The organism is Pseudomonas sp. NFACC39-1 (genome assembly GCF_900110355.1).
Classification (GTDB): domain Bacteria; phylum Pseudomonadota; class Gammaproteobacteria; order Pseudomonadales; family Pseudomonadaceae; genus Aquipseudomonas; species Aquipseudomonas tehranensis.
The window spans coordinates 235,729-258,365 of record NZ_FODL01000002.1 but is presented as its reverse complement, the minus strand read 5'-3'; the positions used below and the strand labels follow the sequence as shown (position 1 = coordinate 258,365).

At 62.3% G+C, this 22,637-nt stretch carries 20 protein-coding genes and 1 pseudogene; 15 read left to right on the top strand and 6 right to left on the bottom strand.

Features of this window, described 5'->3' with window-relative positions; genetic code table 11:
* Window positions 1-71 precede the first annotated feature (71 nt).
* The 10 genes and pseudogenes from ubiE (at window position 72) to BMY45_RS05465 (ending at window position 8,340) form a co-directional block, all read left to right on the top strand.
* Window positions 72-842 (top strand): bifunctional demethylmenaquinone methyltransferase/2-methoxy-6-polyprenyl-1,4-benzoquinol methylase UbiE, encoded by a 771-nt coding sequence (gene ubiE / locus BMY45_RS05510; RefSeq protein WP_047225985.1) that lies wholly within the window; start codon window positions 72-74, stop codon window positions 840-842.
* A pseudogene (locus BMY45_RS05505) lies at window positions 842-1,466 on the top strand (SCP2 domain-containing protein). Before ubiE ends, BMY45_RS05505 begins: the two are co-directional and overlap by 1 nt.
* A complete protein-coding gene (gene ubiB, locus BMY45_RS05500; protein ID WP_092395490.1) occupies window positions 1,463-3,067 on the top strand; it encodes a ubiquinone biosynthesis regulatory protein kinase UbiB in 1,605 nt (534 codons plus the stop codon). The pseudogene BMY45_RS05505 and the gene ubiB overlap by 4 nt, the downstream one beginning before the upstream one ends.
* A 135-nt stretch (window positions 3,068-3,202) precedes the next feature.
* Window positions 3,203-3,601: a phosphoribosyl-AMP cyclohydrolase gene (gene hisI / locus BMY45_RS05495; protein WP_003196931.1), complete on the top strand. Its 399-nt coding sequence runs from the start codon at window positions 3,203-3,205 to the stop codon at window positions 3,599-3,601.
* On the top strand, window positions 3,594-3,926 hold the full coding sequence (locus BMY45_RS05490; protein ID WP_003186671.1) for a phosphoribosyl-ATP diphosphatase: 333 nt from the start codon (window positions 3,594-3,596) through the stop codon (window positions 3,924-3,926). The genes hisI and BMY45_RS05490 overlap by 8 nt, the downstream gene beginning before the upstream one ends.
* 24 nt (window positions 3,927-3,950) lie before the next feature.
* The gene (locus tag BMY45_RS05485) at window positions 3,951-4,238 is read left to right on the top strand and encodes a twin-arginine translocase TatA/TatE family subunit (RefSeq protein ID WP_047225988.1); all 288 of its coding nucleotides are present in this window, start codon (window positions 3,951-3,953) and stop codon (window positions 4,236-4,238) included.
* Between the two features lie 10 nt (window positions 4,239-4,248).
* Window positions 4,249-4,668 (top strand): Sec-independent protein translocase protein TatB, encoded by a 420-nt coding sequence (gene tatB, locus BMY45_RS05480; RefSeq protein WP_092395488.1) that lies wholly within the window; start codon window positions 4,249-4,251, stop codon window positions 4,666-4,668.
* Window positions 4,665-5,459 carry a twin-arginine translocase subunit TatC gene (gene tatC, locus BMY45_RS05475; protein WP_092395486.1) on the top strand — a complete coding sequence of 265 codons (795 nt, stop codon included), beginning with the start codon at window positions 4,665-4,667 and terminating at the stop codon, window positions 5,457-5,459. The genes tatB and tatC overlap by 4 nt, the downstream gene beginning before the upstream one ends.
* Complete coding sequence (locus BMY45_RS05470; RefSeq protein WP_092395484.1) at window positions 5,456-6,163, top strand: 16S rRNA (uracil(1498)-N(3))-methyltransferase; 708 nt, start codon at window positions 5,456-5,458, stop codon at window positions 6,161-6,163. The genes tatC and BMY45_RS05470 overlap by 4 nt, the downstream gene beginning before the upstream one ends.
* A 269-nt stretch (window positions 6,164-6,432) precedes the next feature.
* Window positions 6,433-8,340 carry a methyl-accepting chemotaxis protein gene (locus tag BMY45_RS05465; RefSeq protein WP_371264089.1) on the top strand — a complete coding sequence of 636 codons (1,908 nt, stop codon included), beginning with the start codon at window positions 6,433-6,435 and terminating at the stop codon, window positions 8,338-8,340.
* A gap of 162 nt (window positions 8,341-8,502) precedes the next feature.
* Here BMY45_RS05465 and BMY45_RS05460 read toward each other — a convergent pair whose 3' ends face one another.
* The 6 genes from BMY45_RS05460 to BMY45_RS05435 all read right to left on the bottom strand — a co-directional run bounded on the left by BMY45_RS05460 (window position 8,503) and on the right by BMY45_RS05435 (window position 18,684).
* Complete coding sequence (locus tag BMY45_RS05460; RefSeq protein WP_092395480.1) at window positions 8,503-8,970, bottom strand: chemotaxis protein CheW; 468 nt, start codon at window positions 8,968-8,970, stop codon at window positions 8,503-8,505.
* Window positions 8,963-14,881 carry an Hpt domain-containing protein gene (locus BMY45_RS05455; RefSeq protein ID WP_092395478.1) on the bottom strand — a complete coding sequence of 1,973 codons (5,919 nt, stop codon included), beginning with the start codon at window positions 14,879-14,881 and terminating at the stop codon, window positions 8,963-8,965. Before BMY45_RS05455 ends, BMY45_RS05460 begins: the two co-directional genes overlap by 8 nt.
* 177 nt (window positions 14,882-15,058) lie before the next feature.
* A complete protein-coding gene (locus BMY45_RS05450; RefSeq protein ID WP_092395476.1) occupies window positions 15,059-17,119 on the bottom strand; it encodes a methyl-accepting chemotaxis protein in 2,061 nt (686 codons plus the stop codon).
* A gap of 172 nt (window positions 17,120-17,291) precedes the next feature.
* Window positions 17,292-17,831, bottom strand: a complete 540-nt coding sequence (locus tag BMY45_RS05445) for a chemotaxis protein CheW (protein WP_092395474.1) — start codon at window positions 17,829-17,831, stop codon at window positions 17,292-17,294.
* Window positions 17,832-17,841: 10 nt separating this feature from the next.
* On the bottom strand, window positions 17,842-18,207 hold the full coding sequence (gene pilH / locus BMY45_RS05440; RefSeq protein ID WP_047226188.1) for a twitching motility response regulator PilH: 366 nt from the start codon (window positions 18,205-18,207) through the stop codon (window positions 17,842-17,844).
* Between the two features lie 48 nt (window positions 18,208-18,255).
* The gene (locus BMY45_RS05435) at window positions 18,256-18,684 is read right to left on the bottom strand and encodes a response regulator (RefSeq protein WP_047225997.1); all 429 of its coding nucleotides are present in this window, start codon (window positions 18,682-18,684) and stop codon (window positions 18,256-18,258) included.
* A gap of 223 nt (window positions 18,685-18,907) precedes the next feature.
* Here BMY45_RS05435 and gshB point away from each other — a divergent pair, with 223 nt between their 5' ends.
* The 5 genes from gshB to pyrR all read left to right on the top strand — a co-directional run bounded on the left by gshB (window position 18,908) and on the right by pyrR (window position 22,630).
* Complete coding sequence (gene gshB / locus BMY45_RS05430) at window positions 18,908-19,861, top strand: glutathione synthase (RefSeq protein ID WP_092395472.1); 954 nt, start codon at window positions 18,908-18,910, stop codon at window positions 19,859-19,861.
* A 77-nt stretch (window positions 19,862-19,938) separates the two neighbouring features.
* Window positions 19,939-20,835 (top strand): energy transducer TonB, encoded by an 897-nt coding sequence (locus BMY45_RS05425; RefSeq protein ID WP_047225999.1) that lies wholly within the window; start codon window positions 19,939-19,941, stop codon window positions 20,833-20,835.
* Window positions 20,836-21,031: 196 nt separating this feature from the next.
* Complete coding sequence (locus tag BMY45_RS05420; protein ID WP_047226000.1) at window positions 21,032-21,601, top strand: YqgE/AlgH family protein; 570 nt, start codon at window positions 21,032-21,034, stop codon at window positions 21,599-21,601.
* Window positions 21,601-22,038: a Holliday junction resolvase RuvX gene (ruvX, locus tag BMY45_RS05415; RefSeq protein WP_092395470.1), complete on the top strand. Its 438-nt coding sequence runs from the start codon at window positions 21,601-21,603 to the stop codon at window positions 22,036-22,038. Before BMY45_RS05420 ends, ruvX begins: the two co-directional genes overlap by 1 nt.
* Before the next feature lie 85 nt (window positions 22,039-22,123).
* The gene (gene pyrR / locus BMY45_RS05410; protein WP_047226002.1) at window positions 22,124-22,630 is read left to right on the top strand and encodes a bifunctional pyr operon transcriptional regulator/uracil phosphoribosyltransferase PyrR; all 507 of its coding nucleotides are present in this window, start codon (window positions 22,124-22,126) and stop codon (window positions 22,628-22,630) included.
* The last annotated feature ends 7 nt before the right edge of the window (window positions 22,631-22,637 follow it).

Genomic DNA, 22,637 nt, shown 5'->3' with positions numbered 1-22,637 from the left:
CTTCAGGCTTGCCAAGACAAAGCCCTCCACCGGGATTAGAATGTCCCGCATTCTTTTTTGGTGACAGCGATATGACTGATCAGCGCAAAGGCAGCGATGCCGAACCCACCACTCACTTCGGCTTCAAGAACGTGCCGGAAAGCCAGAAGGCGGAAAAAGTCGCTGAGGTTTTCCACTCGGTAGCCGCCAAATATGACTTGATGAACGATCTGCTCTCGGGTGGCATGCACCGTCTGTGGAAGCGTTTCGCGATCGAACTGTCGGGTGTGCGCAGCGGCAATCGGGTGCTGGACATCGCCGGCGGCACGGGCGACCTGACGAAGAAGTTCTCTCACATTGTCGGGCCGACCGGTCAGGTGGTGCTCGCCGACATCAACGAGTCCATGCTCAAAGTCGGTCGTGACCGCCTGCTGGACCTGGGTGTGGCCGGCAATGTCGAGTTCGTCCAGGCCGACGCCGAGAAGCTGCCCTTCCCTGACAACCATTTCGACTGCGTCACCATCGCCTTCGGCCTGCGTAACGTCACCCACAAGGAAGACGCCCTGCGCTCGATGCTACGCGTACTCAAGCCCGGCGGCCGCCTGCTGGTGCTGGAATTCTCCAAACCGACCAACGCGCTGATGTCCAAGGCCTACGACGCCTACTCGTTCGCCTTCATGCCGCTGATGGGCAAGCTGATCACCAACGACTCGGAAAGCTATCGCTACCTGGCCGAATCGATCCGCATGCACCCGGATCAGGAAACCCTGAAGTCGATGATGGTCGAAGCAGGCTTCGATCGTGTGACCTATCACAACATGACCTCGGGCATCGTGGCCCTGCACCGCGGTATCAAACCCTGATGCTGCTCACCGGCCTGCTCGCCAGCGTCGAACTCGGCGTCAATCGCGTCCTGCGCCTGGACAGTACGGTGCTTGCGCGCCTGGCGCACTTGAGCGGCAAGGTGATTGCTGTGGATTGCCGCAGCCCGGCGTTGCGGCTGTTCATCCTGCCCAGCGACGAAGGCCTGATGCTCGCCGCACACTGGGAAGCCGAGGCACACTGCACCCTGCGCGCCCCGGCATCGAGCCTGGTGAACCTGGCCCTGAGCAAGGACAAGACCGCCGTGCTGCATGGCCCTGAGGTGGAACTGGACGGCGACAGCGGCGTACTGCTGGAGCTGGCGGCGATTCTCCAGGACCTGGAGCTGGACTGGGAATATGAAGTCTCCCGCTGGCTCGGTCCGGTGGCCACTCAGTTACTCAGTGGCCATCTGCGCAGCCGCACTCGCTGGTATCGCCAAGGCTTCGCCAGCCTGGGGCAGAATCTGAGTGAATACCTGGCCGAGGAATCGCGTACGCTCGTAGGCCAACGCGAAGCCGACGCCCGCTTTAATGAACTGGACCAGATCAAACTTGACCTGGAACGTCTCGAGGCGCGTTTCGAGCGCCTTTCCCGCTCCCTTGAAACCAAGCGATAACGCATGAAGCTGCTTGCCGTCCGCCGTTTGTTGCGCATCCAGCGCGTCGTGATCCGCTATCGCCTCGATGACCTGCTGTTCGCCCTGCCGCTGCCCTGGTTTTTACTGGCGCTGCGCTTCGTGCTGCCGTGGCGCTGGTTTCCCCGGCGAACGCTGGACCTGAGTCGCGGCGCACGCCTGCGCCTGGCCTTGCAGGACCTGGGACCGATCTTCATCAAGTTCGGGCAGATCCTCTCGACTCGTCGCGATCTGCTGCCCGAAGACATCGCCGATGAATTGATGAGGCTTCAAGACCGCGTGCCGCCGTTCGATTCCAAGGTGTCGGTGGCCCTGATCGAAGAGCAACTGGGCAAGAAGATCAGCGAAGTGTTCAGCCGTTTCGACGTCGAGCCGTTGGCCTCGGCCTCCGTGGCCCAGGTTCACGCTGCGCAGCTCAAAAGCGGCGAAGAAGTGGTGGTGAAAGTTATCCGCCCGGGCCTCAAGCCGATCATTGCCCAGGACCTGGCGTGGCTGTTCATCCTCGCCCGGGCCGCCGAGCGGCTGTCGGCCGATGCGCGCCTGTTGCACCCGGTGGACGTGGTCCAGGACTACGAAAAAACCATCTATGACGAACTCGACCTGCTGCGCGAGGCTGCCAACGCCAGCCAACTGCGGCGTAACTTCGAAGGCTCGCCGCTGCTCTACGTGCCGCAAGTCTATTGGGACTGGTGTCGTCCGAAAGTGTTGGTGATGGAGCGCATCTACGGCATCCAGGTGACCGACCTGGACACCCTGGCCGACCAGCGCACCGACATGAAACTGCTGGCCGAACGCGGCGTGGAAATTTTCTTCACCCAAGTGTTCCGCGACAGCTTCTTCCACGCCGACATGCACCCGGGCAACATCTTCGTCAGCACCGTGCAACCGTGGAGCCCGCAATACATTGCCATCGACTGCGGCATCGTCGGCAGCCTGACCCCTGAAGACCAAGACTACCTGGCCCGCAACCTGTTCGCCTTCTTCAAGCGCGACTACCGCCGCGTCGCGCAACTACACATCGACTCTGGCTGGGTGCCGGCGGAGACCAAGCTCAACGAATTCGAAGCGGCGATCCGCACGGTATGCGAACCGATCTTCGAAAAACCGTTAAAAGATATTTCATTCGGCCAGGTGCTGATGCGCCTGTTCCAGACCGCGCGTCGCTTCAACATGGAGGTCCAGCCGCAGCTGGTACTGTTGCAGAAAACCTTGCTGAACATCGAAGGCCTCGGTCGCCAGTTGTACCCGGACCTGGACCTGTGGAACACCGCCCAGCCCTTCCTCGAACGCTGGATGCGCGAACGCGTGAGCCCCAAGACCCTGCTGGGCAACGTGCAGAGCCAGTTCGAGCAGATCCCGCACCTGGCCAACATGACCCGCGACCTGCTCGAACGCATGTCCCAACCTCACGCCCACGACCCCGCGCCACCGTGGAAGCAGCGCAAGGACGACTGGTTCCTGCGCCTGCTCGGCGCCGCTCACCTGGGGGGTGGTGCAGTGCTGGCGAGCGGGGGCCCGCTGAGCCAGTTGGGTCACTGGCCCGCCGGGGTCATGGTCATCGTTGGTTTGTATCTGGTCGTACGTCGATAGCAGGAATCAGCCACAAGCGATAAGCTGCAAGCCGCAAGTTCATGGGTTGAACCTATCAACGCAACACAACACAACACAGAATTGCTTTTACTTGCAGCTTGAAGCTCAAAGCTTGCCGCTGCTCCAGGACCCAAGATGAAAAACTGGCAGGACGAGATCAAATGGGACGCGGACGGCCTGGTGCCGGCCATCGCCCAGGATCACAAGACCGGGCGCGTGCTGATGATGGCCTGGATGAACCGCGAAGCGCTGGCCCTGACCGCCGCCGAGAACCGCGCCATCTATTGGTCACGTTCCCGTGGCAAGCTGTGGCGCAAGGGTGAAGAGTCCGGGCACGTGCAGCACCTGCACGAGATGCGCCTGGACTGCGACGGCGACGTCATCATCCTGATGGTCGAGCAGGTCGGTGAGATCGCCTGCCACACCGGCCGTCAAAGCTGCTTCTATCGCGTCTTCGAGAACGGCGACTGGAAAACCGTCGACCCGGTGCTCAAGGACCCGCATGCCATTTATTCAGGACATACCCATGAGTGACACCCTGACCCGCCTGGCCCAGGTGCTGGAAGAGCGCAAAGGCGCAGCGGCCGACAGCTCCTATGTCGCCAGCCTGTACCACAAGGGTTTGAACAAGATTCTGGAAAAGGTCGGTGAAGAGTCGGTCGAGACCATCATCGCCGCCAAGGACGCCGCCATCAGCGGTGACTGCAGTGACGTGATCTACGAGACCGCCGACCTGTGGTTCCATAGCCTGGTCATGCTTGCCCAGCTGGGGCAGCACCCGCAGGCTGTACTGGATGAACTGGACCGTCGCTTCGGTCTGTCCGGGCACGTCGAGAAAGCCTCGCGTCCGTCCGCCTGATCAACTTACGAGAGGAATAGCCACATGGGTATTTTTGACTGGAAACACTGGGTCGTCATTCTGGTGGTCGTGGTACTGGTATTCGGCACCAAGAAACTCAAGAACCTGGGCACTGATGTTGGCGAGTCGATCAAGGGCTTCCGCAAGGCCATGAATGACGACGAAAAACCCGCCGACCCGGCAGCGACGCCCGCTCAACCAGCGCAGCCGAGCCAACCGGTACACCCACAGGCCACTCAACCTGTGAATGCCCCGCACACCATCGATGTGCAGGCACAGAAAGTCGAAGAGCCGGCCCGCAAAGACTCGTGAGCACTGACTAATGTTTGGGATCAGCTTCACTGAACTGCTGCTCGTCGGCCTCGTCGCCCTGCTGGTGCTGGGCCCCGAGCGGCTGCCGGGCGCTGCGCGCACCGCCGGCCTTTGGGTCGGGCGGCTCAAGCGCAGCTTCAATGCGATCAAACAGGAAGTTGAACGTGAAATCGGGGCCGACGACATTCGTCGGCAACTGCACAACGAACACATTCTGTCTTTGGAGCAGGAAGCGCGGAAAATCTTCACCCCGACCCAGCAGGAGCCGACACCGGTTCAGCCGGCGGTCGAGCCGACGATTGCCCCCCAGGCGCCAGTGGATGACGCGCCGCCTGTGGTATCTGCGCCCGCGAAACCCGTGGAGCCCGCCCCGACAGTGGCAGCACCAGCCGTTCCTAACGACCCTACTTTGCCGCCGCGAGCCCCATGAGCGATATTCCTGAAAACGACCAGCCGATGCCGCTGGTATCGCACCTCACCGAGTTGCGCACCCGCCTGTTGCGTTGCGTGGCGGCGATTTTCGTCATCTTCGCCGGGCTGTTTGCCTTCACCCAACAGATCTACACCTTCGTTTCCACTCCGCTGCGCCAGTACCTGCCGGAAGGCGCGACGATGATCGCCACCGACGTATCGTCACCGTTCCTGACGCCGCTCAAGCTGACAATGATGGTCTCGTTGTTCCTGGCGATCCCGGTGATCCTGCACCAGATCTGGGGCTTCATCGCGCCAGGCCTGTACAAGCATGAAAAACGCATCGCCGTGCCGCTGCTGGTGTCCAGCATTCTGCTGTTCTACACCGGCATGGCTTTCGCCTACTTCTTCGTATTCCCGTTGATCTTCAAGTTCTTTGCCGCCGCCACTCCCGCGGGCGTGGAAATGATGACCGACATCGCCAGCTACCTGGATTTCGTCATGACGCTGTTCTTCGCCTTCGGCGTGGCGTTCGAGATCCCGGTGGCGGTAGTGCTGCTGGTGTGGATCGGCGTGGTCAACGTTGCGTACCTGAAGAAAATCCGTCCGTACGTGATCATCGGCTGCTTCGTGGTCGGCATGATCCTGACCCCGCCGGACATCTTCTCCCAGACCCTGCTGGCCGTGCCGATGTGGCTGCTGTTCGAGATCGGCATCCTGTTCGGCGGTCTGGTGCGCAAGCGCCGGGAAGACGCAGACGATCAGCCGGTCGACGACCATAACGACCAGCCGCCAGCGACCCAAGCGTGAACCTGCTGCTGCTTGAAGAGGCCGACTTCATCGGGCCTGACCGCGTCGTGCTGAGCGATCGCCGCTTGACCCACATGCAGCAAGTGCACCGCAGCGCCGTCGGTGACAGCCTGCGGGTCGGGCGCATCGGCGGGTTGATGGGCACGGCCCAGGTACTGCGCCTGGAAGCCCGCGAAGCCGAACTGCAAGTGACACTCGACCAACCTGCGCCGGCCAAGCTGCCGCTGACACTGGTGCTGGCCCTGCCTCGACCGAAGATGCTCCGGCGGGTGTTCCAGACCATCGCCAGCATGGGCGTGCCGCGCGTGGTGCTGGTCAACAGCTACCGCGTGGAAAAGAGCTTCTGGCAGACCCCGTTCCTGGAGCCCGAGGCGATTCGCGAACAACTGATCCTTGGCCTGGAACAGGCGCGCGACAGTGTGCTGCCAGAGATCATCATCGAAAAGCGCTTCAAGCCCTTCGTTGAAGACCGTCTGCCGGCCATGGCGAACGGCACCCGCGGTCTGGTCGGTCATCCAGGGAACTACCCCCCCTGCCCTCGCGCGCTGAACGAACCCGTGACCCTGGCCATCGGCCCCGAAGGCGGCTGGATTCCTTACGAAATTGACCTGCTGGCCAAGGCCGGACTGCAACCGGTACAACTGGGCGAACGTATCCTGCGTGTCGAAACCGCCGTCACCGCGTTGCTTGCCCGGCTGTTCTGAGGTCTGTGGCGAGAGCGCTTGGTAGGAGCTGGCGAAGCCTCGGGCCGCGTTCGGACGATCTTTTGATTTAATCGTTCGCTTGCGACTTAACTGTCCGGAACAAGAGCGCAGCCTCGTTGTACTCGACAGCGCCTACAGCCGAACGGGAGCAAGCTCCCTCGCCACGCCGACCAAACGACTCCTATTTTCTATAGATCCCTCCCGTGCCGCCGATACAGCTCCCATAAAACCAATTCAACACAGCAAGGGAGAAAATCAGCATGTTCCGAATGCTTACCCAGGGTCTGGGAAATGTAAGCGTCAATCGCAAACTCGGCTTCGGCTTCGGTCTGGTGCTGTTTCTAACCTTGATGATCGCTTTCACCGGCTGGAGCGGCCTGGGTAATGTCATCAGCCGCGGCGACAAGCTGGGCTACATTTCCAGCCTGAACGAATTGAGCAAGGACCTGCGCCTGGCGCGCCTGGACTACTACACCACGCGGGGCGAGAACGGTCCGCAGGAAGTCAACGATCTGCTCGCCAAACTCGAGGCAGGCCTGACTGCCGCTCGCCAGATGATCGAGCAGCCGGCCGACGTGGCGCTGATCGACAAACAACTGGCCGCAGTGGCCGAGTACAAGAGCGCCTTCGCCGAGATGGCCAATGCCACCGTCAGCCGCGAAGATGCCCGCAGCAAACTCGGCGCCAGTGCCGACAACGCCGTGGCACGGATCGCCGACGTGGAGAAAGCGATGCTGCAAAGCGAGAACATCGCCCAATTCAACAACGTGGTCTCCCTGAGCAAGGCGATTCAGCAAGCGCGCTATCAGGTTCGCGGCTACACCTACAGCGGCAAGAACGAAGCCCAGCAACCGGCCCTTGACGCCATTACCGATGCCCTCAAACTTCTCGCACGCCTGCCGGCGCAGTTGCCTGAGGAGCACTCCGCCAACCTGCAGCAGGCCAGCGATTCGATCAACGCCTACCGTTCAGCGGTCAGCCAGTTCCGCGATTCCCAGCTTGATACCGCCGCGGCGCTCAAGCGCATGACCGAGCAGGGCGAAGTATTGCTTGAGTCCAGCAAAAGCCTGACCGTGTCCCAGACCGCCGTGCGCGATCACGACGCCGCCCAGGCCAAGACCGTTCTGGTGTCGGCTGCCGTGCTGGCCATGTTGTTCGGCGTGATCGCCGCATTGGTCATCACCCGGCAGATCGTCGGCCCGCTGGACCAGACCCTCAAAGTCGCTGAGCGCATTGCCGCGGGCGACCTGACCCACAACCTCACCTCCGAGCGCCGCGACGAACTGGGCCAGCTACAGCGCGCCATGCAGAGCATGACCGTGGGCCTGCGGCAATTGATCGGCGGTATCAGCGACGGCGTGACGCAAATCGCCAGCGCCGCCGAACAACTCTCGGCCGTGACCGAACAGACCAGCGCCGGGGTCAACAGCCAGAAAGTGGAAACCGACCAGGTCGCCACCGCCATGCACGAAATGACCGCCACGGTGCAGGAAGTGGCGCGCAATGCCGAGGAAGCCTCCGAAGCGGCCGTCGCGGCTGACCAGCAGGCACGCGAGGGTGAAAAAGTGGTCGGTGAAGCCATCGCCCAGATCGAACGCCTGGCCCTCGAAGTGGGTAACTCCACCGCAGCCATGGGCGACCTCAAGCGTGAGAGCGACAAGATCGGCAGCGTGCTGGACGTGATCAAATCCGTAGCCCAGCAAACCAACCTGCTGGCCCTCAACGCAGCCATCGAAGCGGCCCGTGCAGGCGAGGCCGGACGTGGCTTCGCGGTGGTGGCTGACGAGGTCCGTAGCCTGGCCCAGCGCACTCAGAAGTCCACTGAAGAAATTGAAGAACTGATCGTCGGCCTGCAGTCGGGCACCGAGCAGGTCGCGACCATCATGGACAACAGCCGCAGCCTGACCGACAACAGCGTCGAACTGACCCGCCGCGCCGGTGGATCCCTGGAAAACATCACCCGCACGGTCTCGGCCATTCAGTCGATGAACCAGCAGATCGCCGCTGCGGCCGAGCAGCAGAGTGCCGTGGCCGAAGAGATCAACCGCAGTGTGCTGAATGTGCGCGATGTGTCGGAGCAAACTGCGTCGTCCAGTGAAGAGACGGCCGCTTCGAGCGCTGAACTGGCGCGGTTGGGGGTTCATTTACAGACGTTGGTGGGGCGGTTCAGGGTTTAATGCCTTGGGGCTGCTTACTTAAGTTTTGTGTGTATATCCGTTGCTGCGGTAACGGTTGCTGACGGTTCCGCAGCAATGGATATGTACTCAGTCAACAAAACCCTGGCCGGCTATCAGGCCGACTTCGCGAGCAAGCCCGCCCCCACAAGTACCCTGTCTGACCTAGTTTTTTGCCAATCCAGAGGCCACGACCAACTCTTCCAACGCCAACAAGTCCGGCACCTTCGCCACATGCTCGCCCACTTGCACCGCCGCCTGTTCCAGCCCACACAGCGGTACATCGACGTAGCTCAGTTGGGTGTCGAGTTTGTAGGACCGCGGGATACCCTGGACCAGCAACGCAATGAAACGCAACTCCGGGCGCCCACCCAGGGCATTGAGCACGACGATGCGCGCACGCTCGCCGATCACGGTTTTCTGGCCGCAGGCCGACTCGAAGCTCAGCAACGGGATTTGCCGTTCGCGCCAGCTCACCCAACCCAGAAACCACGGCGGAGTGTCGATATCGAACGTGCTGCTCTGGTAGTCGATCAGCTCGGCCACGGCCACGTTGGGCAAAATCAGGTGCCGGTCGGCCAGGGGTAGCAGCAACCCGGTGATGTGCCCGGTGCGCGGGTGAAGGTCATGCATGGGTTTTGCTCCAGCGGGCGATGCTGTCGAGCAGCACCGATTCCTGGTACGGCTTGCCCAGGTAGTCGTTGACGCCGATGGCCATGGCGCGGTCGCGGTGTTTCTGGCCCGTGCGGGAGGTGATCATGATGATCGGCAGGTGGGCCAGGCGCGGGTCATTGCGTACTTGCGTGGCCACTTCGAAGCCGTCCATGCGCGGCATTTCGATGTCCAGCAACATCAGATCGGGGGAGTGTTCGGCCAGCAGCGCCATGGCATCCACGCCGTCCTTGGCGGTGAGCACGTGCATGCCGTGGCGCTCCAGCAGGCGACTGGTGACCTTGCGGACCGTCACCGAGTCGTCCACCACCAGCACCAGCAATGGTCGCGAGTGCTCGCCCTCGTCTTGCGCCGCTGCCGGGCGGCGTGGGACCTGATGAGGCAAGGCGCGGATCGGCGCCAACAAGTCGAGAATCAACACCACCCGGCCATCGCCCAGAATCGTCGCCCCCGACAAGCCCTGCACCGCCGAAAATTGCGGGCCGAGGCTCTTGACCACGATCTCCCGGGTCCCGGCGGTAGCGTCCACTTGCACCGCGATATGCCGCTCGTTGCATTGCATCAGCAGCACCGGCAACGGTTGGCTCTGACCCAACAGTTTCGGGCGAGCGCCGGTTTTCAATAGCTCACCCAGGTAGCACAGCTCATAGCGTTGCCCGGCGTAGGTGTAGGTCGGCGGGTCGAGCTGGTAATAGCCATCCAGTTCAGCGGGCAACACCCGGACGATACTTTCGATGGTGTTCAGTGGGATCGCGTACTGATCTTCATGACATTGCACCATCAACGCCCGGTTCACCGCCACGGTAAGCGGCAGGCGAATGCGGAAATGCACGCCCTGCCCTGGCGTGGAGTCGATGACCATGCTGCCGCCCAGTTGCCGTACCTCTTCATGGACCACGTCCATGCCGACGCCGCGCCCGGAAATCTGGGTGATTTTTTCGGCGGTGGAAAAGCCCGGCTGCAAGATGAATTGCAGTACGTCGCGGTCGCTGATGTCGCTGTCCGGTGCCAGCAGGCCACGCTTGATCGCTTTGCTACGCACCGCATCCAGAGGCACGCCGGCGCCGTCGTCGCGAATGTCGAAAATGATGTCGCTACCTTCCCGGGACAGGTCTAGGCTGATGCGCCCCCGGGCCGGTTTGCCGGCAGCGATGCGCACGTCGGCCGGCTCCAGGCCGTGGTCGACGGCGTTGCGCAGCATGTGCTCCAAGGGCGCGACCATGCGCTCCAGCACGCTACGGTCCATTTCGCCTTCAGCATTGCCAACCACGAACTCCACGTCCTTGCCCAACTCCTGCGCCACTTGCCGCACGATGCGCTTGAGGCGCGGCAACATGCGCTCGAACGGCACCATGCGCGTGCGCATCAGACCTTCCTGGAGGACGGTGTTGACGCGCCCCTGCTGTTGCAGCAGGTTCTCAGCGTCGTGATTACTGCGTTCGAGGGTTTCCTTGAGATCGAGCAAGTCCGAGGCCGATTCGAACAGCGCCCGGGACAATTGCTGCAACTGGGAATGCCGGTCCATCTCCAGCGGGTCGAACTCTTCGTAGCCCAGGCGCTCGGCCTCGACCTGCTGGCGACTGAGGATCCGGCCCTGGGTTTCGGTATCAAGACGGCGCAACTGGTCGCGCATGCGCTCGATGGTGGTTTCCATTTCGCCCAAGGCCACGCGCGCGTCGTTGACCTGCTGTTCGATACGCCCACGGAAAATCGAGGTTTCCCCAGCCAGGTTCACCAGATCGTCGAGCAGTTCGGCGGAGACCTTGACCATGTCCGCGCCGTCGCTCGGGCTGCCAGCCTCAGGCCTTGTGGGGGCAGGCGGTGGGGTCGGGGCCGGTTCCGGCGCGGAGACGACTTTGGGCGCCTCGCTGTCCTGCGGATGATTCACCGCCTGGATCTGCGCGATCAGCCGGTCGGCAAGGGGGCATGGGTGGCCGGCGCGTACCGCATCGAGCATCTGCGCCAGCCGGTCATGGCTGCTTTGCAACAAGGCGAACAGCGCTGGCGTCGGTTGGAGCAGCCCCGCCGACAAGCCTTCATAAAGATTTTCCAGCTCATGGGCCAGGTCGCCGATGGGTACGATTTCCACCATCCGCGCCCCCCCCTTGAGGGTGTGCAAATCGCGCAACAGCGTTTCCAGGGCTTGGCGGTTCGACGGTTCGTCCTGCCAGCGCAGCAGCGCTGAGCCTGCGCTGTCGAGAATGTCGAAACCTTCTTCGAGGAAGATTTCCAGTAATTCAGGATCATGCCCGGCCACGTCGCCGGAGGGCGAACCGCCCGTTTCGATTGCGTTCGGCTTGTCCTGACGGAACCGGCGAATGGCGTCGATCAGCGCAACGGGATCGCCCAACGGCTGGCCCTGCTGCAACTGCCCGAGCAGCAGGTCGAGGCGTTCGTGACTGCTGCTGAGCAGTTGCTCGAGTTCCTCGCTGTGGCTGTAACGGCGGTCCACCAGCCCTTCGTAGAGATTTTCCAGCTCCTGGGCCAGGTCGCTCACCGGCCGGATATCGGCCATTCGTGCGCCGCCCTTGAGGGTGTGCAAGTCCCGTTGTAACGAAGACAGCGGCGCCGCGTTGTCCGGGTCGGACAGCCATCGTTGCAGGGCTTGGGCGGCGCTTTCGAGGATGTCCTGTGCCTCTTCGAGGAAGATCGAGGCAATGTCGTCGTCCACTGAGGTCTCAGCAGGGGCGCTGCGCTGCAGTTCAGCTGTCGCGTTACCCAGTTCGCGGATGCTCAGGGTGCGGCTGCCGTCGCTGCGGATCAGTCCGGTGGCGGATGGGTCCAGGCTCTCCTGGAGCAAGCCGCGCAGGGCCTGCACCCGTTCGGGCTGTGAATGCACATGTTGCCCGGCGGCCAGTTCATCGAGCATGTCGATCAAGGCTTCATGGGCGCGCTGCGCTTCCTGGAAAAACACGTCGCTGACTGCCAGGCTGCTTTCTTCCACCGCACCGTAGAGATCGAGCAAGGCCTCACAGAGCTCGTCCACCGGGTGCAAGTCGGCCAGGTGCGCGCCTTCGCCGAGGGTGGTCAGCTCGTCCAGCAGTGCACTGAGCTCCTGGCCTTCGCCGGGGTGCTGCTGCCAACGGCGCAACAGGTTTTCGGCGTCGAGCAGGATATCCATGCCCTGTGCGAGGAAGTTGTTGATCAGTTGTGGATCGCGCTTGGTCCGCAAGCCTTTGTCCGGTGCACTGAGGGCCGTTTGCAGGCGCTCGGTCAACAGCGTTTGGGTTCGCTGGATCAGCGCTTCGGCGCCGGGAATCGGCGCCAGGGGGTCACCATGCAACTGACGCAAACCCAGACGCAACAGACCCTCGGCCTCCAGCAGCAATTCAATTTCATCAAGATCGAGGGCGATCAGGTGCGCCTTGTATTCCCGGGCCAACTGGTCCATCGCGCCGGCCAGCTCGGCAATCGGCAACACGCCGGCCATTGATGCGCTGCCTTTGAGGGTATGCAAGGCTCGCTGCAATTCGTCGTTGGCCTGCAGCGGCAAGTGTTCGGCGGCCTGATCGAGAAAGCGATAGAGGCTGGCAAGGTGACCCTGGGCTTCGTTGTCGAATATCTTCAGCAACAACGGGTCGAGGGCGGCGACATCCTGGGCGTCTTCATCCTCATCGACGCCCTTTGCCAGTGCATGGGCACGGGCGGCCAGACGGTCGACATCGTCGCGCTGACGCTGACGGTTGTCTGCAAACTCGCTCACCAGGGCCGGTAGCAACTGCACCGTGTCATCGAGCAACTGCCGGACCGCAGAACCCGGCTCAACACTGCGCTCCAGCACCCGGTTAAGCAGGTTTTCCACGGCCCAGGCCAGCTCACCCAAGACCAACGCCCGCACCATCCGACCGCTGCCCTTGAGGGTATGGAAGGCCCTGCGCAGTTCGGCCAGGGCGCCATGGTCGTCAGGGTGAGCGGCCCAGCGCGGCAGGTATTCGCGCAGAACGTCGAGCACCTCGTCGGCTTCTTCAAGGAAGACCTCGCGCAGCTCGTCGTCCACCGGATGCTCGTCCAGCGGCGGCGGCAGCAGGCTACCCGGCGTGCTCCGGGCCGGCGGGTTGACCGCCGAGACCGGGCTGGCCAGCACTTGGGCCAAGGACTGCACGGTCTGCGGGTCATCGAGCTCCTGCAAGTCTTGCATGACCTGAGCCTCGTTAGGGCTCAGCACATCGTCAAGCAACGGCACCCGGGCTTCGTCGGGGAAATAACCGAGGGCACCCAGGCTGCGCTCGACCACGTCCAACAAGGGTTCGCCGGGCGTTTCCGGGTCTTCGCTCAAACGCTCCAAATAGTATTCGAGGCCGGTGATGACGTCGGCCAGGTGATCGAGTTCTTCCCAACCCGGCTGGGCGTGCTCCAACAGCAGATGCTCGCGAATGAAACCATTGCACGCCTCCACAAGGCTGGCGGCGCGGCTCAAGGGGATCATCGCCAGGGCACCGCGCACCTGGGTCAGCAACGCCGGTAGCGCTTGCAGTTGCTCGCTGTTCCAGTCGGCGTCGATGTAGTCGACGATCATGTCCTTGGCCTGTTGCAGGCAGGTGTGGGCTTCCTTGATGACGATCTGATGGATCTGGGTCAGGTCTGTGGTGGGCAGGTGACTGTCTTCAGGGCTCTCAGGCTCGACAGTGCCGACCATGCCGGCCAGGGTGGCCTCGACGTAGAGCAAGGCCCCGGCGACATCCATGAGCGTCGCGTCATCCGGCTCGCGATGACCCTGGGCGAGGCTCAGGACCACCGCCAATTGATCGATGATCACTTTTCGCGGCTGACCGAAGCCGAGCACCGCCAGGGTGTCGGCGATCTGTCGCAGGGGCGCCAGCAGGCTGTCCAGCTCCGAGGCGTGCTGGCGGTCACTGCGCACGAACAGGTCGAGCCGTTCCTTGACCCGCACCAGCTCTTCGCAGAGTGCGGCGAGCACCGAGCGCATGGCATCGCGGTCCGGTCCGGCCAGGCGTGCGCGTTCTTCGTCGACCATGGCGCTGTCGGGCAGCGCGTCGTCCAGTGAGTAGCGTTCTTTCATGATCTGCATCTGCCCGCTGGGATGTTCGGCCTTGGCAATATAGAACAACAAACTCGTCAGCAACTGTGGCGGCGCCGGTTGATTGATGCCCTGCAGGCCCTGGTCCAACAGTCGCTTGAGTTCCTTGTCCGCTTCCTTGAACAAGCTGCGCAGCGCCGGGCTATTGGCGATACGCCCCTCGCGCATGCCTTCGACCAGGGCCGACGCCACCTGCCACAACGCATTGAGCGGTGCTGCGGCGCACAGCCCTTCCAGACGGTGGAAGACTTTGGCCAGATAACCGAGATGGGTGGCGTCGTCCTGTTCGCGCAACAGCCCCACCAGGGCCACTTGCAGGGTCTGGCGCAGTTTGCGCAAGGTGTTTGGCAGGTCAGGCGGTTCGAGCCGCTTCAAGGCCTCGTCACTGAGCGGCGCGATCAGCGGTAACTCTGGACTGAACAGGCTGGTCTCCGACAACAGACTCTCGCCCCGGGCGCTGCGCAAATCATTGATCAATGGCAGCACCACCAACGGCAGGTCGCGGCGGGCGCCTTGTATGCGGTCCAGATAGATCGGCAACTGCCCAAGGGCCTGGCTCAACAGACTGATGGCTTCGTCGCGATGGGCGATGCGGTTGTCCTGCAGGGCGACGCATAGCTGTTCCATCTCCTCGGCCAGCAGCGCGGCACCATAGAACTCGACCATCTGCAGGCCGCCGTGCACCTGATGAATGCACGCCAGGCAATGCGCGAGGGCATCCGCCGCCTGCGGGTCGTCCACCAGGCGATTGAGCGCCAGATGGGCCTGCTTCAGCGTTTCGGCAATCTCGCCCTTGACCCACTCCAGGGCCACATAGTCGTGCCGATCACCCATAACCACTCCAAATCCTGTGGCGAGGGGATTTATCCCCGCTGGGGCGCGAAGCGGCCCCCAAAAATGCTGAATCCAACATTTATGCCCCTGACTGGCTATTTTGGGACTGCTTCGCAGTCCAGCGGGGATAAATCCCCTCGCCACAAAGAGTCTTCAGCGCCAGACAAGTCAAACCCGTCACCCTTTTTCCTCATCCGCCACAGGCGCTGCCGGCAAAGTAAACCCCGACACCGAACGACGCAGCTGACTGGCCATTTTCGCCAGGTTGCCGATGCTCTCGGCGGTGGCGGTGGAGCCGGAAGAGGTTTGCGTGGTGATCTGCTGGATCACGTTCATGGTCAAGGAAATCTGCCCCGCCGAGGTGGTCTGTTGCTGCGCCGCATTGGAGATGCTCTGGATCAGCGCCGCCAGGGTCTTGGACACGCCTTCGATCTCCTCCAGGGCCACCCCGGCATCCTGGGCCAGTCGGGCGCCGCGTACCACTTCGGTGGTGGTCTGTTCCATGGAAATCACCGCTTCGTTGGTGTCCGCCTGAATCGCCCGCACCAGGGTCTCGATCTGCCGGGTCGCCGCCGAAGAGCGCTCCGCCAGCCGCTGCACTTCATCGGCCACCACCGCGAACCCGCGCCCGGCGTCACCGGCCATGGACGCCTGGATGGCGGCATTGAGGGCCAGAATATTGGTCTGGTCGGCAATGTCATCGATCAGGCTGACAATGTCGCCGATTTCCTGGGACGACTCACCCAGACGCTTGATGCGCTTGGCCGTGTCCTGGATCTGCTCGCGAATGTTGTCCATGCCATGAATGGTGTTGTGCACCACCTCGTTGCCTTTGTTGGCGATCTCCACGGAGCGCTCGGCCACCGCCGACGACTCGGCGGCATTGGCCGAGACCTGATCGATGGACTGGGCCATTTCATTGATTGAAGTCGAAGCTTCGGATATCTGCTGGGCCTGATGCTCGGAAGCCTGCGCCAGGTGCATGGCCGTAGCCTGGGTTTCCTGCACCGCAGCGGCGACCTGGCCGGCGGTGAGGTTGATGGTGGCCACAAGGTCACGCAATTGGTCCACCGAATAGTTGATGGAATCGGCGATGGTGCCGGTGAATTCTTCGGTCACCGAGGCGGTCACGGTCAGGTCGCCATCGGCCAAGTCTTCGATCTCGTCCAGCAGACGCATGATCGCGTTCTGGTTACGCTCATTCTTTTCTGCGGTTTCACGCAACTGACGGTTGGTTTCGCGGACCATCACCAGCCCGATCAGGATGATCGACATCAGCGCCAACAGGCCCAGCACATAACCACCGATGGCGTTTGCGGAACGCCCGCCGGCCAGGTTTTCGAACGCGGTGGCCAGGTGCGAAGCTTCGTCCAGCAAGGTTTGCGAAAGGTTGAAGATGTTGCCTGCCGACTCGCGGACCTTGAACAGCTCAGGAGAGGTTTCGAGGATTTCGTCCACCGAGCCGGAGACGAATTCGAAGAGTTCGCTGATCTCACTCAGGCGGGCCCGGGCATCGCGATCCTGTACTTGGGAGATCTTCAAGACCGAGTCACCTTGCGACATGCCATTGAGCACCTGACCAAAACGTGCGGCATCGCGGCCAAAGGTATCGGCGGCCTGACTGGCGTTTTCATCCCCCGCCAGCACGGTGTTCACCGCCCCGAGAATCCGTTCGGCCAGCAACGACTGGCGCTGAGCCATGGCGACCTGTGCGGCGGGCGCGCCGCGCTGCAGGAGAATTTCGACGACTTTTTCGTACTCGACCTGCAATTGCGGCACGGTTTCGGCGAGGGTCGCCGCCACCTGATGCAGCGACAGCACAGTCTGTTCGCTGGACAGGATGGCATCGGTGTTCTTGAGCAGGCGTTCCCAGTCCAGCTGTACGGCACGCATCTGCGGGCGCAGGGCAGCAGGTGCCGGTGGCAGGCCGGTCACCGGGTTGCCTTGCTTCAGGTAGCCCCAACGCTGGGCGAAATCATTGCGCGCCTCGCTCAGCAACTTGAACGCCGCGGCCTTGCCGGCGGCCGCCTCGGTGGCGTTCTTGGCAATGCGCTGGGACAGCACCCGCAACTCACCGGCGTGGCCGATGTACTGCTTGTCGTAGTTGGACTGGGTGTTGAGGTAAGCGAAGTTGGCGAACAGCAGCATGATGAAGACAATCAGCGCGACGAACAGCACGATGATCTGCGAACGACTGCGCGACGCTTCCAGAGGCTTGCCTGTTTTTGCTTTGATCATCGATTTTCGCCTGTACTGCTATCCACAATTCCAAGCCCGACCGGATTCCCTGTAGGAGCTGCCGAAGGCTGCGATCTTTTGATCCCAGGGTCTTATGTCAAAGCAAGCTGTCTGTTGGAAAGATCAAAAGATCGCAGCCTTCGGCAGCTCCTACCCTGAGTTGTGCAGTCACCTAAATCGCCACATCCATGAACCCCGGCGAGCGCGTCAGCGCAAACGGGCTGAACACCAGCCACTGCCGTTCACCGCGAAACAGGCCCTTGACGAAGGCCGACTCCGGGCCGTCAAGGTCGTCCATCAGCGTCGGCTCCAGGCTGTCCTGGGCAAAATGCTGCAATCCGAGGACTTCATCCACCAGCAACCCGGTAAAGACCTCGTCGTGATCCACCACCAGCACCCGCCGCTGCTTGCGCACACTGGACAGCTCATGGCCGAAGAAACCGCACAAATCCATCAACGGCAATAAGCGCCCGCGCAGATTAGCCACACCACGAACCCACGGCTTGACCCCGGGCAAATGTGTGTAGCGCGGCTCGTGCAGCACTTCGCTGACTTCGCCCATGGGCGCCACGTACCAGTGTTCGCCGAGGCGAAAACCGATGCCGCTCCAGCTGTCACCGTGGGTCGGCTGTGACGGCAGGTCCGCCCCCAGTAGCCGGCAACGCCGGTCGATCTGCAGGAGCAGTTCGAAAGCGGTCAGGGATTGGCTCATGGCCGCGTCATCAACCCGCCAGCACGTTGTTCAGGGTCTTGATCAGGGTTTCTTCGTCCACCGGTTTGGTCAGGTAGTCCTTCGCGCCTTGGCGAGTGCCCCAGACCTTGTCGGTGTCCTGGTCCTTGGTGGTGATGATGATCACCGGGATGTGCCCGGTGTCCGGATCCTTGGTCAGCTGGCGTGTGGCCTGGAAACCGTTGAGGCCGGGCATGACGATATCCATCAGGACCGCGTCGGGTTTTTCCTGGCGAGCCAGGGCCACGCCGTCGGCGCCGTTTTCGGCCTTCAGGACCTGGTGGCCGTGCTTTTCCAGCATGCCAGTCAGTTTGTACATTTCAGTCGGCGAATCATCGACGATCAGAATTCGTGCCATGGTGTTCCCCATTTTTTCGTTGACCCCAGGCCCGATGGCCGAGTGTCATTAATGTGCCTGGTGCGGCTGGACAGCGGCAAAGCCCGGAACATGAGCCCGTATCGCGCCCAGCAGTTCTTCCTTGCTGAAAGGCTTGGTCAAAAACTGATCGGAGCCGACGATGCGCCCCTTGGCCTTGTCGAACAAACCGTCCCGAGACGACAACATGATCACCGGCGTAGCCTTGAAAACGCTGTTGTTCTTGATCAGGGCACAAGTCTGGTAACCGTCCAGGCGCGGCATCATGATGTCGACAAAGATAATGCCCGGATGATGGTCGGCGATCTTGGCCAGGGCATCGAAGCCGTCGACAGCCGTGATGACCTCGCAACCCACGTTGCGCAACAAGGTCTCGGCGGTGCGGCGGATGGTCTTCGAGTCGTCGATGACCATGACCTTCAAGGCGCTGGGTTGCTGCTGCGTAAGATGCTCTGCCATTGCCACTGCAAACCGGTTTTTAACGCGTAAGTGTGAACGACAGCGCAAACCCTTGATGTTCAAGGCCCGCACGTCACATGCCAGCCTTTTTAGCACAGTCTCCATCGCCGATCTATCGGCCGCTCGGTACAGTGGTTTTTCCTTGACCGCCAATCTTCCGGGCGCCACTCTGACGCCACTTTTTCACACCATTTGTGCCCATCAATTTTCGAGGAACCAAGCCATGAGCGTACGCGTCGGCATTGTCATGGACCCTATCGCCAGCATTTCCTATAAAAAGGATAGCTCGCTGGCCATGCTGCTGGCCGCTCAGAAGCGCGGCTGGGAGCTGTTCTACATGGAGCAGCGCGACCTCTACCAGGCCGAAGGGCAGGCACGGGCGCGGATGAAGCCGCTGAACGTCTTCGCCAACCCCGAAAAATGGTTTGAGCTGGGCGACGAACGCGATGCGCTGCTCAGCGACCTGGACGTGATCCTCATGCGCAAGGATCCGCCCTTCGACATGGAGTTCGTGTATTCCACCTACCTGCTGGAGCAGGCCGAAAGCGCCGGTGTGCTGGTGGTCAACAAACCCCAGAGCCTGCGCGACTGCAACGAAAAGCTGTTCGCCACGCTGTTCCCGCAATGCACACCGCCCACTATCGTCAGCCGTCGTCCGGACGTGCTGCGTGAGTTCGCCGACCACCACGGCGACGTGATCCTCAAGCCCCTGGACGGCATGGGCGGCTCCTCGATTTTCCGTCACACCGCCGGCCACCCCAACCTGTCGGTGATCCTGGAAACCCTGACCTTGCACGGTCAGCAGCAGATCATGATCCAGGGTTACCTGCCGGCCATCGTCGATGGCGACAAGCGCATCCTGATGATCGACGGCGAACCGGTGGACTATTGCCTGGCGCGCATTCCCGCGGCCGGCGAAACCCGCGGCAACCTGGCGGCCGGCGGGCGTGGCGAGGCGCGTCCGTTGACTGAGAAGGACCGCTGGATCGCCGCCCAAGTCGGCCCGACCCTGCGGGAGAAGGGCCTGTTGTTCGTCGGCCTGGACGTGATCGGCGAGCACCTGACGGAAATCAACGTCACCAGCCCGACCTGCATCCGCGAGATCGACAACGCCTTCGGCACCGATATCGGCGCGATGCTGATGGATGCCATCGATCAGAAGCTCAAGGCTCGTTGATCCAGATCCTGCTGAAGGAAACCCACATTGCGTTATCATGCCCGGCCTGAAAAAAACGCGATGTTGGTTTCCTTGCCATGACCCTCCCGTCCGATCTGCCCCAAGAGCTCGCCCATCGCGGCGTGCGCCCGGCTGATCGTCTCGGTTTTACCCTGTTCCTGGCGGCATTGATCCACTTGGCACTGCTGCTGGGCGTCGGGTTTGCCACGGTAGAACCCAAACAGATCAGCCAGACCCTGGAAATCACCCTGGCCACCTTCAAAAGCGAAGCCAAGCCACAGAAAGCGGACTTCCTCGCCCAGGAAAACCAGCAAGGAAGTGGCACCCTGGAAAAAAAGGCGACGCCCAAAACCACCCAGATCGCGCCGTTCCAGGACAATAAAGTGCAGAAGGTCACACCGCCGCCAGCGGCCAAGCCCGAGGTCCGGGAGACGGCGCCCAAGGCAGCCGTAACCACCGTGGCGCCGAAGCCGAAAAAAGCCCCGGTTAAAGAAGAGGTCAGGCCCGACCCCAAACCCAAGGCCCCGGTGCCCACCTTCGACAGCGCCCAACTGTCCAGCGACATCGCCAGCCTGGAAGCCGAGCTGGCCCAGGAACAGCAGCTATATGCCAAACGCCCGCGCATCCACCGCCTGAGCGCCGCCTCGACCATGCGCGACAAGGGCGCCTGGTACAAAGACGAGTGGCGCAAGAAGGTCGAGCGCATCGGCAATCTCAACTACCCCGACGAAGCCCGGCGCAAGCAGATCTATGGCAACCTGCGGCTGCTGGTCTCGATCAACCGCGACGGCTCGTTGTATGAAGTGCTGGTGCTGGAGTCCTCCGGCCAGCCATTGCTGGATCAGGCCGCCCAGCGGATCGTGCGCCTGGCCGCGCCGTTCGCACCGTTTACCGGGGACCTTTCGGACATCGACCGCCTGGAAATCATCCGCACCTGGAAGTTCGCCCGGGGCGATCGTCTCTCCAGCAACTGATTCCCCACCCAAATCCCTGGTGGGAGCGGGCTTGCTCGCGAAGACGGCGGTCCTGCCACAAGAGATCTGTCGGATGTACTGCCCCCTTCGCGAGCTAGCCCGCTCCCACATTTGATCGGTGTCACCAGCCAGTTCGAGGCATTTGCTGCACATCCCCAGCTTGTCAGTTCGCCCCTGCGCCGCCACACTAGCGCCTATGAAAAACGTCAGCCCCACCTACCTCAAGCATCACTTCCTGATTGCCATGCCGCACATGGCCGATCCGAACTTTGCCCACACCTTGACCTACATCGTCGAGCACACGGCCAATGGGGCCATGGGGCTGGTGATCAATCGGCCGCAGGAACTGAACCTGGCGGACATTCTTGAGCAGTTGCGCCCGGATGTAGAACCGCCACTCTTGTGCCAGCACGTCCCGATTTTCATCGGCGGCCCGGTGCAGACCGACCGAGGCTTCGTGCTCCACCCGACGGGGCCGTCCTACCAGGCCACCGTGGACCTGGATGGCGTATCGCTGTCTACCTCCCAGGACGTACTGTTCGCCATCGCCGACGGCGTAGGCCCGGAAAAAAGCCTGATCGCCCTCGGCTATGCCGGTTGGGAAGCCGGGCAACTGGAGGCCGAACTGGCCGATAACGCCTGGCTGACCTGTCCGTTTGACGCCGACATTCTGTTCAATACCAGCAGCGAACTGCGCCTGGAAGCGGCGGCCAGCCGGCTGGGGGTCAACCTCAGCCTGCTCACCAGCCAGGCAGGACACGCCTGATGGCCCTGCGCTTGCTGCTGGGCTTCGATTACGGCACCAAACAGATCGGCGTGGCGGTCGGCCAGGTGATTACCGGCCAGGCCCGCGAACTGTGCACCCTGAAGGCGCAGAACGGCGTTCCCGACTGGAACCAGGTCGAAGCGCTGATCAAGGAGTGGAAACCCGACGCCGTGGTGGTCGGCCTGCCGCTGAACATGGACGGCACGCCCAGCGACATGTGCGTTCGTGCAGAGAAATTCGCCCGCAGGCTCAACGGCCGCTACAACCTGCCTTTCTATACCCACGACGAACGTCTGACCACGTTCGAGGCCAAGGGCGAGCGCCTGGTGCGTGGCGGGCAGAAAGGCAGTTACCGCGACAACCCGGTGGACGCCATCGCGGCCGCCCTGCTGCTGCAAGGCTGGCTCGACGCCAACGCCGCCCTGTTCGAAACCTGATTTTTTTGAAAGCGCCGACAGGGCGCTTTCTTTTAGCGATAAACCGGGCCTCTGACCACCGGCCCGGGAACCTGAAGGAGCCAGCATGAGCCTGCCCAATCCCGCCGAACTGATCAGCCAGATGGCGATTCGTCTCACGGCGCACCTGGAACAACGCGGCATCAGCGAACCGCGCTACATCGGCATTCGCACCGGTGGCGTCTGGGTCGCCCAGGCCTTGCTCGAAGAACTGGGCAGCGATGCGCCGCTGGGCACCCTCGATGTGTCGTTCTACCGCGACGACTTCAGCCAGAACGGCCTGCACCCGCAAGTACGCCCTTCGGCCCTGCCATTCGAGATTGAAGGCCAGCATCTGGTATTGATCGACGATGTGCTGATGAGCGGCCGGACCATCCGCGCCGCCATGAACGAACTGTTCGATTATGGCCGCCCCGCCAGCGTGACCCTGGTGTGCCTGCTGGACCTGGACGCCGCCGAGCTGCCGATCCGCCCGAACGTGGTCGGCGCGACGCTGACGCTGGCCGCCCACGAGCGAGTCAAGCTGTCCGGCCCCGCGCCGCTGCAACTCGAACTGCAAGACCTTGCCCTTTAACTGCCCT